Source organism: Pseudomonas sp. rhizo25, from assembly GCF_031931935.1.
Taxonomy (GTDB): Bacteria; Pseudomonadota; Gammaproteobacteria; order Pseudomonadales; family Pseudomonadaceae; genus Aquipseudomonas; species Aquipseudomonas synxantha.
Genome location: NZ_JAUJXA010000010.1, coordinates 140,375 through 154,773, shown reverse-complemented (window position 1 = coordinate 154,773; position 14,399 = coordinate 140,375). Strand labels below are relative to the sequence as shown.

Here is a 14,399-nt window from a genome sequence, read left to right as displayed (position 1 = left end):
CAAACGGCTTACTTGATATGCCGCCCGCCGTTGACGGTCAGGGTGGTACCGGTGACATAGGGGTTGTCCAGCAGGTAGCGCACGCTCTGGTAGATCACCTCGGGCCCGGGCTCGATGCCCAAGGCCGACTTGTTCAGGACCTTGGCGCGATAGGCCGCGTCATCGCCCTCATTGAACATCACCATCGCCGCAGCGATGCCATTGACCTTGATCAACGGCGCGAACTGCGCGGCAAACGACAACGTGAGGCTGTCGAGCCCGGCCTTGGTGGCGCAGTAGGCAATGTGCTGGCGACTGCCCTTGCGCACCACATCATCGCTGATATGCACGATGTCGGCAGGTGTCGAGCGTTGCAGCAAGGGTGAACAATGCAGGTTGATCAGGTATGGCGCAAGCATGTGCACGCTGAACATGTCGATAAAGGCGCGGCTTTCGTCGCCTGGGGTTTCCGCGACCCAGGCCGACGCGTTGTGGATGATCGCGCGCAGGCTTTGGGTATGGGTGTGCAGTTCGGCAATAAAGGCAAGCGTCCCGGCTTCGCTGGAGAAGTCGGCGAACACACCGATGGCACCCCGATCGCGCAGTGCCTGCACGCCGGGGCGTTCGCTGCGGTAGCTGAAAATCACCGATTGGCCCTCGTCCAGCAGGCGCTCGGCGCAATGCAGGCCGACCCGTTGGCCGGCACCGGTGATCAGGATCGGGGCGTTGGTTGCAGTCATGGGAGGCTCAAGTCGCGGGCAGGCTGAAACTATACCAGCGCCCCGGCCCCCTGTACTCAAGCGGCGGCTTCGGTGACTTTGCGTGAAGGCGAGGGCTGTAGCCAGTTCGCCAGCAGATGGGTCGACAGCGGGATAAAGAGGTAAACCATCAACGGTGTCAGCGCAGCCGTGCTGACCAGTACCCGGCTGAACAAGTCCAACTCGTTGAGCAGCGGCCCCAGACCGAAGTTGAACAGCAATGACACCGGGAAAAACGCCAGCCAGATCGCCACTGCCTGTTTCCAGCGTGGAGGGCGAGCACCCACGGCGCCGAACCAGCCATCAATACCGCTTACACGGTGCTCGGATGGGTCGGCAAACAGTTCGCTGCCGCGGCTCAGCCACGCGCTGCGCGAGGCGGAAAACTCCCAGGCGTGCAGGGTTTTTTCGTCGGCGAAGCGAAAGATAATCTGGAATTCATCGTCGTGGGGTGGAGGGGCTAGCACGCCAGAGCCCAGGTAACCCGGGAAGTCAGTGGCCAATTGCTCGCCTTCGCGCAGCCAGGCCATCAGTTCTTCGTAGCGACCTTTGGCCACGCGCCGCGCAACCATCAAGGTGACGGGTGAAGTAGACATTGTGTATCTCCAAGTGATCGGGTGCGCTGGGCCGGATAAGCGGCGCACGAACGAAGCTGCGGGGTGATGCAGCGACGTAAAAAACAGGCAAGGATTATTCCGGTTTTGCCGAAATACGCCAGAAACTTCGGATGGTTTGCCGTAGATCTTGAATAATTGGCTTTAATGGGCGTTAAATAAGATCCAAGCCCAAACGGATTTTTTGACTGCTGATGTCCGAAATCATTGCTCCTGTTCGAGAAACGACACCCGACCGACACGCTGACGCCGAGGTGCTGTTTCCGATTCGTGAAGTGGCAAGGGTTACCGGTGTTAACCCGGTGACACTGCGTGCCTGGGAGCGTCGCTATGGCTTGATCCAGCCCGTGCGCACCGAAAGTGGGCACCGGCTGTATTCAAGCACCGATATCGATACGGTTCATCGCATTCTCGACTGGATCGAGCGTGGCGTAGCGGTGAGCAAGGTGGGCAAGATCCTGGCGCGCGACCCACTGCCTGGCGAGCCCGCCACGGCGTCACGCAGCGATACCGAACTGGAGTGGCGCCAGTGGCAGGCACAGCTGAGGTTGGCAATCAGCGCCTTTGATGATCATGAGCTGGGCCACCTGTATGGCCAGATCTTCAGCGTCTACTCAACGACAGTGGTGTTTCAAGACATTCTGATGCCGCTATGGCAGCAACTGTTGCGTCATCAGGGGCGCTTTGGCCAGGCCAGCGAGTGGCTGTTCTTCGACAACTTCCTGCGCTCGCACGCCTCGCGTTGCCTGCAGATGGCCTGTGCCTCGCCGGTACCCAGGGTGCTGTTGGCGGCCATCGCGGGAGAGTGCCGTGAGCTGGAAATGCTGGTTGCAGGCCTGTTGATGTCAAGCGACAAGCTCGCAGTCAAGGTTCTGGAAGTGGGCCAGCCACTCGATGAATTGACGCTGATTTGTGAGAGAACCCGGCCGCAAGCCTTGGTGATGTTTTCCAATCACGCACCCGGCGCAGAACTACCATCGCGGCTCAATCGCCTTGCATTGACGCTCGATTGCCCGCTGCTGCTGGCTGGGGATGTCTCTGACCTGGCCGAACAGAGCCTCGCGGGCTCGTCGATTGGTTGCCTGGGCAATGACGGCCGTGTGATGCCACGTCGCTTGCAGCAGTTTCTCAGCGGTCGCCTGGATACCTGATCTCAGGCATGCACCTGGGGATGGACCAGGCGGTGCTGGTGCAGGATGAACTGGCGCAGGCGCTCGATTTCACCGGCATCACTCTGATTCAGGCGATAGGCAAACAGGCCTCGAGCGGTTTCCCGCTCCAACGTACCGCGCAGCGCGATACGCTCGTAGCCGGAAGGGCTGAACCACAGGGAAAAGGTCTTGGGTGGGTTGGTCCGGCCACGCACCTCTACCAGCACACCCTTGAATGACACTTCGTGCACCCACAATGCGCTGGCGTAGCCCTTGACGTTCTCCAGCGCCACGGGCGCTTCCAGGGCCAGCCGCCAGGGGCGGATCATCGGGCCGTCTTCGAAAATGCTCGGCACACCCAGGCGCAAATGCACGGCATGAAATTCATCTTCCACCAAATGCAGGGGGAAGGTCAGTTGCTGGTTGTCGAACTGCGCCTGGATGGTGACCTGGTCGTGAGCGGCAAGCCGGGTGAGCAAATCGCGAATCTGCGCTCCGCCATTGACCGTCAGGCTCGACCACGCATCCCGCAGGTTGAGCTGCGGGTTGTGCTGCATGTCCTGGATAAAATCCAGCTCGTCCTGCGTCAATAGCGTGTGGCGCTGCATTGATCTGGCTCAAGGCTAAGGCATTAAAGAGCCATTATCGCTCTAAAGGCTGCATCTTTTACAGTTTGTTAATTCCGCTCGTCGCCTTGAGAGCCGCGAGCTCGGCTTTGAGTTCGGCCAATTGGGCTTCCAGCTGGGCAACGCGTTGCTGCGCCTTGACTTGAAGGGTGACGTCTTTTTGCACGCCGACGAAGTACGTCTGCTTATCGGCCTCGTTGTACACCGTCGAAAGCGATAACTCATTCCAGAAGTGGCTGCCGTCTTTGCGGTAGTTGCGCAGGATCTCCCGGCACATGCCACCGCTGTCGAGGGCTTCACGGATGGCCATCAGCGCCGGCTGGTCACGGTCGCCTGACTGGAGGAAGCGGCAGTCCTGATACAGGATCTCGTCCAGGGTGTAGCCGGTCATCCGCTCGAAGGCCGGGTTGACGTAGATCAGCGGTTTGTCCCTGCCTTCGCGTTCGGCAACGACGATGCCGTCGTTGGAAGCATTGACGACCATTTGCAGCAGCTTGGCGTTAATCATTGAGCGGTCCATGGCTTGTTTTGACCCTGCAAGTTTATGGCAAGTCTTGAATGTTGCACGGTGCGCACTGAAATATTGGCACGGGCTGCTAATATCCCAGGCTTTCACTCAACTACAGGATCAGATTGATGAAAGTCGCCATCCTTTCCGGCTCGGTCTATGGCACGGCTGAAGAAGTCGCTCGCCATGCCAAAGAAATCCTCAAAGACGCCGGTTTTGAAGCCTGGCATAACCCTCGCGCTACCTTGGCCGACGTGCAGGCGTTTGGCCCTGAGGCCTTCCTGGCGGTGACCTCGACCACCGGCATGGGCGAGTTGCCCGACAATCTGCAACCCCTGTATTCGACCATTCGCGATCAACTGCCCGCGGCCTGGCGCGGCCTGCCCGGTGCGGTCATTGGCTTGGGCGATGCCAGTTATGGCGATACTTTCTGTGGTGGCGGGGAGCAGATGCGCGAATTGTTCGGTGAGTTGGGGGTACGTGAGGTGCTGCCGATGCTGCGCCTGGACGCCAGCGAAAGCGTCACCCCGGAAACCGATGCCGAGCCGTGGCTGGCCGAGCTGGTCACTGCACTGCGCAGTTGATCGCAGTAAACGTCGTCAGTGAAGACCTGCCTTCATTGACGGCGTTTGCCTGACACAAATTTGTACTATTCTGTTGGCTGACTCGCTCAGTCATCAAGCTGGCTGCGAAGGCAACTCCTTCGGCCTCGGCGTCTGACTAGACTGGCTCTCACTTTCGACACAATAAGAAGTGCGCCAAGGAGGTCATTGCCGTGAGCCTAGCCCCCGCTTTATCGCCACAGAATGTCAAAGCCCAGGTCAGTGCTGCCGAATGGCAGACCCGCGTCGATCTGGCGGCCTGTTATCGCCTGGTGGCGATGCATGGCTGGGACGACCTGATCTTCACACACATTTCTGCCAAGGTGCCAGGTACCGAGGACTTCCTGATCAACCCCTATGGGCTGATGTTCCACGAGATCACCGCCTCAAGCCTGGTCAAGGTCGATCAGGCCGGCAACAAGCAGATGGAAAGCCCCTACGAGATCAACCCCGCGGGCTACACCATCCACAGCGCCATCCACGAAGTGCGCCATGACGTGACGTGCGTGCTGCATACCCACACCGCTGCGGGCGTGGCGGTCTCAGCGCAAAAGCAGGGGGTGTTGCCTATCAGCCAGCAATCGCTGTTCGTGCTGTCGAGCCTTGGCTATCACGCCTATGAAGGCGTGGCGCTCAATCACGAAGAAAAGGCTCGCCTGCAGGCGGACCTGGGCGACCACAATTTCCTGATGCTGCACAACCACGGCCTGCTGACCTGCGCCGGCACCATCGCCGATACCTTCTTGATGATGTTCACCTTCCAGCGCGCCTGCGAGATCCAGGTGCTGGCGCAAAACGGCGCACCTGAGCTGATTGCCATCGGGCCGCAGATTCTCGCTGGTGCCAAGGCGATGGTGGCAGCTGTCACAAAAAGCGCCCAAGGTATGGGTGGTGCGCTGGCCTGGCCGGCGTTGCTGCGCAAACTGGACCACCAGGACCCCGGATATAAAAGCTGATGCCACTCGCCGAGATACCACTCAGAGCCTGGCGCAAACGCGGCCAGGACTTCATCTTTCGTGGCCATACCCTGCGTTATTGGGTGGCCGGGCAGGGCGAGCCGTTGCTGCTGATTCATGGCTTCCCCACTGCCAGTTGGGATTGGCACTATCTGTGGCAGCCGTTGGCTCAGCGCCATCTAGTGATTGCCTGCGACATGCTCGGCTTTGGCGACTCGGCCAAGCCCCTGAATCACGACTATTGCCTGCTGGAACAAGCCGACTTGCAACAGGCGCTGCTTGATCACCTGCGTGTGGAGCAACCGGTGCATGTCTTGGCCCATGACTATGGCGACAGCATCGCCCAGGAATTACTCGCCCGGCATTACGAGGGGCGTTTCCAGATGGCCAGCTGTGTGTTCCTCAACGGCGGGCTGTTCCCGGAGACCCATCGGCCGACGTTGGTGCAAAAATTATTGCTCAGCCCCCTGGGCTGGATGATCGGCCGGGCCTCTGGGCGCAGTGCGCTGGCCAGCAGTTTCAACCAGATCTTCGGCCCGTGCACACGCCCCAGTGAAAGCGCCCTGGATGATTTCTGGAGCCTGATCAACTGCAATGATGGCCCACGCATCCTGCACAAGCTGATTACCTACATTCCCCAGCGCCACCGCCTGCGCGAGCGCTGGGTAGCCGCCATGCAGCAGGGCGATGTAGCGTTGCGAGTGATCAATGGCGAGGTTGATCCTATTTCCGGCGCCCATATGGTCGAACGCTATCACCAACTGGTGCCCCACGCCGACACGGTAATGCTGGCCAATATTGGCCACTACCCGCAGATCGAGGCGCCGGTGCAAGTGCTCAAACACTACCAGGCGTTCCGTGATCGTCTCGGCCAGCCGACGCCGCGTGCGGTCTATTCCTGAAAAGGCATCATCCTGCTGCCTTATCGAGCACCATTCAGCCTCGGCCGTCTTTATTGTGACCAAAGGCGCTGTGCGTGACACTCTGGCTATTCCCATTGTCGCCAGCGGAGTTCGGTATGAGTGAGTCAGTGCAGTTCCAGGATAAGGTCGTGATCGTCACCGGTGCCGGCGGTGGCCTGGGCCGGGCCCATGCGCTGCTGTTTGCCAAACACGGGGCCAAAGTGCTGGTTAATGACCTGGGAGGCTCAACCCAGGGCGAGGGCGCCAACGCCTCGGCGGCCGACCGGGTGGTGGCAGAGATTCGCGCAGCGGGGGGCATTGCTCAAGCCAACCATGATTCCGTCACCGACGGCGACAAGATCGTACAAAATGCCCTGGATGCATTCGGCCGTATCGACGTGGTAGTCAACAATGCCGGGATCCTGCGCGACAAGACCTTCCATAAAATGGACGACAGCGACTGGGACCTGGTCTACCGGGTGCATGTCGAAGGCGCCTACAAAGTCACCCGCGCCGCCTGGCCCCATCTGCGCGAGCAGGGTTATGGCCGGGTGATCTTCACCGCCTCCACCTCGGGCATCTACGGCAATTTCGGCCAGTCCAACTACGGCATGGCCAAGTTGGGCCTGTATGGTCTGACCCGTACCTTGGCGCTGGAAGGGCGCAAGAACAATATCCTGGTCAATGCCATTGCCCCCACGGGTGGTACGCGCATGACCGAAGGGCTGATCCCGCCGCAAGTGTTCGAGCGGCTCAAGCCTGAGCTGGTCAGCCCGTTGGTGGTGTACCTGGGCAGTGAAGCCTGCGAGGAAACCGCGGGGTTGTTTGAAGTGGGTGGCGGTTGGATCGGCAAGACCCGCTGGGAGCGCAGCCTGGGGGTGGGCTTTGATCCGGAGGCGGGCTTCTCGCCGCAGGATGTGGCCGCGCACTGGCAGCAGATCTGTAATTTTGAAGGGGCCGCGCACCCCAAGGATAATATTGAAGCCTTGAAGGAGATGATGGCTAACTTGCAGAAGTTCAGCCTCTGATCGTTGCTGGAAAAACACTGAATCCAACGGGGCGTCGATGACGCCCCGTTTTATTGCGGGCATAAAAAAGGCCGCTGCATAGCAGCGGCCGAAGTAAGACGTTGGATCAAGGAGCGACAAATCAACGTCAGTGAACACCGGGAACAGACTGAATAAAGGATCAATCTGTTGTAAATAGGCTTTTTCTCCCAACCTTGGAAGCGGGCTGTTTGCCCTGAAAGCCAGGCAAGAATAATCGGTTGTAACAAAATGAGTAATAGCAGTTCAGGACAAGGACTGTTACATAAATGACAATAATTGATCTCGCCATGGATTCTCCTGATAGCCCCTTATCCGTCTAATGCATGGGCCCTGTGCAAGCCCCGTCCTGCTGGGCCATTCATCCTTTCGAGTGACAACACGAATACCGCCTTGGTGCGCTTATCGCTCCTCAAGGGCGGCAGTAGGGTGGGGCCTTCTGTCACTCACCGGGGAAGACGCATGACAAAAACAATAATGCGCGCCATCTTCACGCCACAGGCGCTGGCCACTGCGGTTGCGTTGGGTTGCTGTGCCCAGGCACAGGCTGTTTCGTTCAATATTGGTGAGATCGAAGGGCAATTCGACTCTTCGCTCTCGGTGGGCGCGAGCTGGGGCATGCGCGATGCCGATAAAAGCCTGGTCAGTACCGTCAACGGCGGCACCGGCCAGGCGTCGACCGGGGATGACGGGCGCCTCAACTTCAAGAAGGGCGAGACCTTTTCCAAGATCTTCAAGGGCCTGCACGACCTCGAGCTGAAATACGTCGACACCGGCGTGTTCGTGCGCGGCAAATACTGGTACGACTTCGAACTCAAGGACGAAGATCGCGAGTTCAAGCAGATCAGCGATCACAACCGCAAAGAAGGCGCCAAATCCAGCGGCGCGCAAATCCTCGATGCCTTCGTCTACCACAACTACTCCCTGGGCGACCTGCCCGGCACCGTGCGCGCCGGCAAGCAGGTGGTCAGTTGGGGCGAAAGCACCTTCATCGGTAACTCCATCAACAGCATCAACCCCATTGACGTCTCGGCGTTTCGCCGCCCAGGGGCCGAGATCAAGGAAGGGTTGATCCCGGTGAACATGCTGTTTGCGTCACAAAGCCTGACCAACCAACTGACCGTGGAGGGTTTCTACCAACTGGAATGGGACCAGACCGTGCTGGACAACTGCGGCACCTTCTTCGGAGGGGACGTGGCGGCGGACGGCTGCACCGGTAACTACACGGTGGGCAACCCGGCGATTGCCCCTCTGCAACCCATAGCAGCGGCACGTGGCCAAGGCTTTGTGGTGACCCGCGAAGGGGTGGTGGTGCAGCGCGCTGGCGACCGTGATGCACGAGACTCCGGCCAGTTTGGCGCGGCCTTGCGCTGGCTGGGTGATGACACTGAATACGGCCTGTACTTCATGAATTACCACAGCCGTACCCCGACCGTGGGCACGATTACCGCCAATACCAACCTTGCGACCATCGGCGCCATTGGTGCCGCTGCTCCGCCGGGCTTCGGGTCGGCCCTGGCCCAGAGCACCATGCTTGGCCGTGGCCAGTACTACCTGGATTATCCGGAAGATATCCGCCTGTTCGGCGCCAGTTTTTCCACCACCCTGCCTACTGGCACGGCGTGGACCGGCGAGATCAGCTATCGGCCGAATGCACCGGTACAACTCAACACCACCGACCTGACCCTGGCGCTGGTCAACCCGATTGCCGGCAATACCGCGTCGCCGATCCGCAGCGCGTTTGGTGCGGACAACAAAGGCTACCGCCGCAAGGAAATCACCCAGATCCAAAGCACCATGACCCAGTTCTTCGACCAGGTGCTGGGCGCCGAACGCCTGACGCTGGTTGGCGAAGCGGCGGTGGTGCACGTCGCGGGCCTGGAAGATAAAAGCAAGCTGCGTTATGGCCGCGACTCGGTGTACGGCGCCTACGGTTTCGAGGGCGACACTGACGGTTTCGTCACCTCCACCTCCTGGGGCTACCGCGCGCGGGCGATCCTGGACTACAACAACGCGATTGCCGGGGTGAACCTCAAGCCCAACCTGTCCTGGTCCCATGACGTGGCTGGCTACGGCCCCAACGGCCTGTTCAACAAAGGCGCCAAGGCCATCAGCGTCGGCGTGGATGCGGACTATCGCAGCACCTACACCGCCAGCCTGAGCTACACCGACTTCTTTGGTGGTGACTACAACACCCTGACCGACCGCGATTTCCTCGCCCTCAGCTTCGGCGTGAACTTCTGATCTGGCTTAAAAGAAGGACAAGACCCTATGCGTAAGATGATTGCAGTGATGGCCCTGAGTGTATTGGCCGCTAACGTAATGGCGGCGGTGTCGCCCGAAGAAGCCGCCAAGCTCGGCACCACCCTGACCCCGGTCGGCGCCGAGAAGGCCGGCAACGCCGATGGCTCGATCCCGGCCTGGACCGGCGGCATCCCGAAAAACGCCGGCGCGGTAGACAGCAAGGGCTTTCTCGCCGACCCCTTTGCCAATGAAAAACCGCTGTTCGTGATCACGCCCGCCACCGTGGACAAGTACAAAGACAAACTCTCCGACGGCCAGGTGGCGATGTTCAAGCGCTACCCAGAAACCTACAAGATTCCGGTCTACCCCAGCCATCGCACGGTCAATCTGCCGGCAGACATCTACGAGTCGATCAAGCGCAGCGCCCTGAATGTGCATGCGATCAATGACGGCAACGGCCTGGAAAACTTCACCGGCAATCGTTATTACGCGTTCCCGATCCCTAAGAACGGTGTGGAGGTGCTGTGGAACCACATCACCCGTTATCACGGTGGCAACCTGCGCCGCATCATCACCCAGGCCACGCCGCAGACCAACGGCAGCTATACGCCGATCCGCTTCGAAGAAGAAGTCGCGGTGCCCCAGGCCATCGCGGATATCGACCAGGCCAAGGCGGCCAACGTGCTGAGTTATTTCAAGCAGTCGGTCACCGCCCCGGCGCGGCTGGCCGGCAATGTGCTGCTGGTGCACGAAACCCTCGACCAGGTGAAGGAGCCGCGCCTGGCCTGGATCTACAACGCCGGACAGCGTCGTGTGCGGCGGGCGCCGCAGGTGTCCTATGACGGTCCGGGCACGGCCTCCGACGGCCTGCGCACCACCGATAACTTCGACATGTTTTCCGGCGCCCCCGACCGTTATGACTGGAAGCTGGTGGGCAAGAAGGAAATGTACATCCCCTACAACAGCTACAAACTCGATTCGCCGAAGCTCAAGTACGACGACATCATCAAGGCCGGGCATATCAATCAGGACCTGACCCGCTATGAGCTGCACCGCGTATGGGAAGTGGTCGGCACCGTCAAGCCCAGCGAGCGGCACATCTACGCCAAGCGCCATATGTACATCGATGAAGACAGCTGGCAGGTCGCCCTGGTGGATCACTACGACGGTCGCGGCCAACTGTGGCGCGTCGCCGAAGGTCACGCGCAGTTCTACTACGACCACCAGGTGCCGGCCTACACCGTGGAAACCCTGTACGACCTCATCGCGGGGCGCTATATCGCGCTGGGCATGAAGAACGAGGAGAAGAGCAGCTTCGTATTCGGCTTCGCGGCCAAGGCGGCGGACTACACCCCGGCCGCACTGAGGTCGGCAGGCGTTCGATAGTACCTTTGTGAAATGCGATCAACGTGTGGGAGGGGGCTTGCCCCCGATGGTGGCCTGACAGCCAACTGGGATGTCGGGTTTGTGCATGGTCACTAATCACCCCGCTGAATACTTCTTCAACAACCACCAACCACGGGTCTACGGTTGCATAACAATAAAAAAGCAGGATGCAGCAATGACCGCCATGACCCGCTGCCTGGACCGTCCTGGACTCATGCCAAGGCTGTCCGCTCACCACCTGTTGCGCCCGCGCCTGGCTGGGCCGCTGCTCGCGGCACCGGCGCGGGTGAAGTTGCTGTGCGCGCCTGGGGGCAGTGGCAAGAGTGCGCTGCTCGCCGAGTGTGCATTGCAGGCGCCCAAGGAGTGCCAGGTCTACTGGATGCCACTCAATGGTGCGGCGCTCACCCCTCTGGATTTCTGCGCACGGCTGGCGCAATACCTGGGTCTGCGGTTTATCGACGAAGCCACATTGCTGCTCGACCTCAGCCGTTGGCCAAACCCCACGTGGCTGTTTCTCGATGATTTCTGTCGTCTGCCGGCGCCCGAGCTGGACGCCTTGCTTGACCGTTTGCTCACCGCCAGCAGCCCACACCTGACCTGGTGGCTGGGTGCGCGGCGACGTCCGTTGTGCAACTGGCCACGCCTGTTGCTCGACGATGAATTGCTGGAGTGCAGTGAGTTGTCATTCAGCGCTGCGGAGATCCAGACGCTGCTCGCACCAGGGCAGAGCGTCGACAGCATTATGCAGTTCAGCGCCGGTTGGTGTGCCGGGGTACGTATTGCCTTGCTGGGCGACGGCCATCCCGACAAAACCTTGCTCGATTACCTGCAGCATGAACTCTTCAACACCTTGCCGACGCCATTGGTGGATGCCTGGCGCGTGCTGGCCCATCTGCCACGCTTCAATCAAAGCTTGTGTGAGCATCTATTCGGCATTGACGACGGCGCTCAGTATTTGCACGCGTTGCAGGCGCTCGGCGCGTTTATCCAACCTTGGGAAGACACCAGTGAATGGCTGCAAGTTTTTGCCCCGCTGGCGCGATTGACGCGCGAAGCCCCCTGGCCGACCAAGCGTTCATGGCACCGACGTGCGTGCCAGTGGTTTTGCGCCGAAACCGACTGGCAGGCGGCCTTCGAGCAGGCGCTGCTGGCAGAGGAATACGAACTGGCGGTAAGCCTATTGCAGCATTTCAGTTTCGAAGATTTGTTTCGCCAGCAAAACGCGGTGCTCCTGTTGCGCCTGCATGAGCAGCACGGCGATGAGTTGATGCTTGGGTCTGCGCAATTAGTGGGGTTGGTCACGGCGGCCTTGCTGTTTGCCGGGCGCTTCGAGCAAGCGGCGTTGTGTATCGACCAACTGGCTCGGTTTGCTCCCCAGCCGACGGCCGCTGGGCAACGCTATCTGCTGGCGCGCTGGCAGGCCCAATGGGGCTGGCTGCTGCATTTGAGCGGCGATGCCGGACGCTCCCGCGAGCATTTCCTCGAAGCGTTGCAAGCCTTGCCTGAGAGTGCCTGGACGTCGCGCCTGATGTGCCTGTCGGGCCTGACCCAGCAAGCCTTGTTGCGCGGTGAGCTGGATGTCGCCCAAGCCTTGAACCGCGAAGCCCTGTGCCTGGCCCGTGCCCATGATTCGCTGGTGCTGGAGGCCCTGCTGGAGTTGGATCATGCTCAATTGCTGGAGCAGCGCGGCGCGCCCTACCGGGCACAAAGCCTGTTGGAGACGGTGCAGGCGATGTTGGCTCGCCAACGTCTCAAGGCTGGGCCGTTGGTGGGGCGTATTGTGCTGCGTCGCGGGCACTTGGCCTTGCGGCAGGGCCAAGACAGCTTGGCGGCCGAGTGTTTTGAAGCGGGCTTGACGATGTGCCTGCAGAGCCAGGACAAACGCGTGCTTTATGGCTTTCTCGGCCTGGCGCTGTTGGCCGCCAATCGTGGCGACTACGCCCAAGCCTTTATCCAACTGCGTGACGCCGAGCGCCTGATGCAGCAGCGCCATGTGCCGGACACGGTGTATCGCGCGGTGCTGCTGTTGGTCAGCGGGCACTTCTGGTTGCAGCAGGGACGTGCTGAATTGACGGTGCAAGCGGTGCGCCGGGTGTTGCGTCATTTTCGTGGGCCCTGCGCCAAGCAGGCGCCACCGGCTACCTTGGAGCTGATCCCGCGCCTGGAATATTTGCTGGTGTTGGCCGAGGTCAAGCTGGGCTGTGCCGAACAACCCATTACGCGGCTCAATGCCTTGCTCGACACCTCCCGGCAGCGCGGCATGCTCTGCCTGGAAACCGAACTGCACCTGGTGCTGGGAGAAGTGACCTGGCAGCTCGGTGACCCCGCCTTGGCTCGTCGGGCGTTGCAGGCCGGGTTGGCGCTGGCGGGGCGTTGCCAGGTGCAGCAGGCCATTCGCGAGTTGCGTTTGCGCGCCCCCGGGCTATTGAGTGAACTGGGCCTGGAGCCACAGGCAGCGCCTGTCGGTGCCGTGGAGAACCCACTGAGCCAGCGCGAGCTGCAAGTGCTGGAGTTGATCGCCCTCGGTAATTCCAACCTGGAAATCGCCGAGCGCCTGTATATCTCCCTGCACACCGTCAAGACCCACGCACGGCGTATCCACAGCAAACTCGGGGTGGAGCGACGCACCCAGGCGGTGGCCAAGGCCAAGACGCTGGGCTTGATGGTCTAGGCGCAGAAAGCCTGGCGGTATTCACTCGGGGTGGCGCCCATGGCTTGGCGAAAACGTTGGTTGAAATGGCTGGCGCTGGAAAAACCGCACAGCAGGGCAACTTCGCCCATCGGCAACGCGCTGCTGCGCAGCAAGGTCTGCGCCCGCACCAGGCGCCGTGACAGCAGGTATTGATGGGGCGGCAGGCCGAAGCTTTGCCGGAACATCCGGGCGAAATGGTATTCCGACAAGGCGCACATCGCGGCCAGTTGGCCGAGGCTGATGGGGTCTTCGACGTGGTGGTCGATGTACTCCACCAACAGCCGCCGCTGGTGCGCCGCCAGCCCGCCTTTGAGGCGCAAGCCGTCGCGGACGCCGACCTGGCTGAGCAGGGTATGGCTGAGCATTTCATGGGCCAGGCTGCTGGTCAGCAGGCGCTCACCGGGCTCATGCCAGTTGAGGCCCACCAATTGGTGAAAACGCCGGGCCTGGCGGGCATCTTCAAGGAAGGTACCCTCACGCAATTGCAGTGCACGCGGCTCGCGGTCGAGCAGGGTGATGCAGCCGAGGGCGAATTGTTCCGGGCTGAAATACACATGGGCCAGGCGAATCTCGCCATTGATCACCCAGGCCGACTGATGCTCGGCCGGCAGGATGCACAGCTTGTCGGGGCCGCCCATGGTGCCCGGCCGCTCACGGCGAAACGTGCCGGTGCCGCCGCCGATGTAGCACGACAAGGTGTGATGGCTGGGCGCCTGGTAATCCTGGGCGTCATGGTGGTTGCTCCACACGGCTGCAGCCAAGCCATCGCCCAGTTCGGCGCAGGCCTCGAGGCGCGCATGGGGCGAACGGTTGAGGGATTGAAAGACTTGCAGGGATTCCAGCTCTGGCATGGTGTGTTCTCCGACACCTTGCATCCTACGCTCCACGGCTGGCGCTGTGAGCCCACCGCTCGATAAAAGCGCAAGAATGTGCAA

The 14,399-nt window shown here is 60.8% G+C and carries 13 protein-coding genes; 8 read left to right on the top strand and 5 right to left on the bottom strand.

The features are described from left to right. Positions 1-8: 8 nt before the first annotated feature. Positions 9-719 (bottom strand): dihydromonapterin reductase, encoded by a 711-nt coding sequence (folM, locus tag QZR30_RS20705; protein ID WP_059396511.1) that lies wholly within the window; start codon positions 717-719, stop codon positions 9-11. 56 nt (positions 720-775) lie between these two features. Beyond that, positions 776-1,333: an antibiotic biosynthesis monooxygenase gene (locus QZR30_RS20700; RefSeq protein WP_046069486.1), complete on the bottom strand. Its 558-nt coding sequence runs from the start codon at positions 1,331-1,333 to the stop codon at positions 776-778. 212 nt (positions 1,334-1,545) lie between these two features. Between QZR30_RS20700 and QZR30_RS20695 the strand changes: the two genes are divergently transcribed. Beyond that, a complete protein-coding gene (locus QZR30_RS20695) occupies positions 1,546-2,502 on the top strand; it encodes a MerR family transcriptional regulator (RefSeq protein ID WP_311904057.1) in 957 nt (318 codons plus the stop codon). Positions 2,503-2,504: 2 nt separating this feature from the next. On the opposite strand, the gene QZR30_RS20690 is transcribed toward QZR30_RS20695, so the two are convergent. Together QZR30_RS20690 and QZR30_RS20685 are read right to left on the bottom strand one after the other, a co-directional pair. Then, a complete protein-coding gene (locus tag QZR30_RS20690; RefSeq protein ID WP_059396513.1) occupies positions 2,505-3,110 on the bottom strand; it encodes a hypothetical protein in 606 nt (201 codons plus the stop codon). Between the two features lie 58 nt (positions 3,111-3,168). Then, complete coding sequence (locus QZR30_RS20685) at positions 3,169-3,636, bottom strand: PAS domain S-box protein (protein WP_046069483.1); 468 nt, start codon at positions 3,634-3,636, stop codon at positions 3,169-3,171. A gap of 128 nt (positions 3,637-3,764) precedes the next feature. On the opposite strand from QZR30_RS20685, the gene QZR30_RS20680 reads away from it, so the two are divergent. From QZR30_RS20680 to QZR30_RS20650, 7 genes are all read left to right on the top strand, one after another. After that, a complete protein-coding gene (locus QZR30_RS20680; protein ID WP_046069482.1) occupies positions 3,765-4,220 on the top strand; it encodes a flavodoxin in 456 nt (151 codons plus the stop codon). Positions 4,221-4,411: 191 nt separating this feature from the next. Continuing rightward, positions 4,412-5,194 carry a class II aldolase/adducin family protein gene (locus QZR30_RS20675; RefSeq protein WP_056845962.1) on the top strand — a complete coding sequence of 261 codons (783 nt, stop codon included), beginning with the start codon at positions 4,412-4,414 and terminating at the stop codon, positions 5,192-5,194. Beyond that, on the top strand, positions 5,194-6,096 hold the full coding sequence (locus tag QZR30_RS20670) for an alpha/beta fold hydrolase (RefSeq protein ID WP_311904056.1): 903 nt from the start codon (positions 5,194-5,196) through the stop codon (positions 6,094-6,096). Before QZR30_RS20675 ends, QZR30_RS20670 begins: the two co-directional genes overlap by 1 nt. Positions 6,097-6,212: 116 nt before the next feature. After that, positions 6,213-7,124 (top strand): SDR family oxidoreductase, encoded by a 912-nt coding sequence (locus QZR30_RS20665; protein ID WP_046069479.1) that lies wholly within the window; start codon positions 6,213-6,215, stop codon positions 7,122-7,124. 480 nt (positions 7,125-7,604) lie between these two features. Beyond that, positions 7,605-9,386: a DUF1302 domain-containing protein gene (locus QZR30_RS20660; protein WP_311904055.1), complete on the top strand. Its 1,782-nt coding sequence runs from the start codon at positions 7,605-7,607 to the stop codon at positions 9,384-9,386. Positions 9,387-9,413: 27 nt separating this feature from the next. Then, a complete protein-coding gene (locus QZR30_RS20655) occupies positions 9,414-10,772 on the top strand; it encodes a DUF1329 domain-containing protein (RefSeq protein WP_057025185.1) in 1,359 nt (452 codons plus the stop codon). Positions 10,773-10,947: 175 nt separating this feature from the next. Further along, positions 10,948-13,443, top strand: a complete 2,496-nt coding sequence (locus QZR30_RS20650; protein WP_311904054.1) for a LuxR C-terminal-related transcriptional regulator — start codon at positions 10,948-10,950, stop codon at positions 13,441-13,443. Here the strand turns inward: QZR30_RS20650 and QZR30_RS20645 are convergent. Further along, on the bottom strand, positions 13,440-14,315 hold the full coding sequence (locus QZR30_RS20645; protein WP_311904072.1) for an AraC family transcriptional regulator: 876 nt from the start codon (positions 14,313-14,315) through the stop codon (positions 13,440-13,442). The genes QZR30_RS20650 and QZR30_RS20645 overlap by 4 nt on opposite strands. Positions 14,316-14,399 lie beyond the last annotated feature (84 nt).

What these genes read in the sequence shown, in the direction of transcription:
- folM (WP_059396511.1), bottom strand. Translation starts at nt 719, where the DNA reads ATGACTGCAACCAACGCCCCGATCCTGATCACCGGTGCCGGCCAACGG.
- QZR30_RS20700 (WP_046069486.1), bottom strand. Translation starts at nt 1,333, where the DNA reads ATGTCTACTTCACCCGTCACCTTGATGGTTGCGCGGCGCGTGGCCAAA.
- QZR30_RS20695 (WP_311904057.1), top strand. Translation starts at nt 1,546, where the DNA reads ATGTCCGAAATCATTGCTCCTGTTCGAGAAACGACACCCGACCGACAC.
- QZR30_RS20690 (WP_059396513.1), bottom strand. Translation starts at nt 3,110, where the DNA reads ATGCAGCGCCACACGCTATTGACGCAGGACGAGCTGGATTTTATCCAG.
- QZR30_RS20685 (WP_046069483.1), bottom strand. Translation starts at nt 3,636, where the DNA reads ATGATTAACGCCAAGCTGCTGCAAATGGTCGTCAATGCTTCCAACGAC.
- QZR30_RS20680 (WP_046069482.1), top strand. Translation starts at nt 3,765, where the DNA reads ATGAAAGTCGCCATCCTTTCCGGCTCGGTCTATGGCACGGCTGAAGAA.
- QZR30_RS20670 (WP_311904056.1), top strand. Translation starts at nt 5,194, where the DNA reads ATGCCACTCGCCGAGATACCACTCAGAGCCTGGCGCAAACGCGGCCAG.
- QZR30_RS20665 (WP_046069479.1), top strand. Translation starts at nt 6,213, where the DNA reads ATGAGTGAGTCAGTGCAGTTCCAGGATAAGGTCGTGATCGTCACCGGT.
- QZR30_RS20660 (WP_311904055.1), top strand. Translation starts at nt 7,605, where the DNA reads ATGACAAAAACAATAATGCGCGCCATCTTCACGCCACAGGCGCTGGCC.
- QZR30_RS20655 (WP_057025185.1), top strand. Translation starts at nt 9,414, where the DNA reads ATGCGTAAGATGATTGCAGTGATGGCCCTGAGTGTATTGGCCGCTAAC.
- QZR30_RS20650 (WP_311904054.1), top strand. Translation starts at nt 10,948, where the DNA reads ATGACCGCCATGACCCGCTGCCTGGACCGTCCTGGACTCATGCCAAGG.
- QZR30_RS20645 (WP_311904072.1), bottom strand. Translation starts at nt 14,315, where the DNA reads ATGCCAGAGCTGGAATCCCTGCAAGTCTTTCAATCCCTCAACCGTTCG.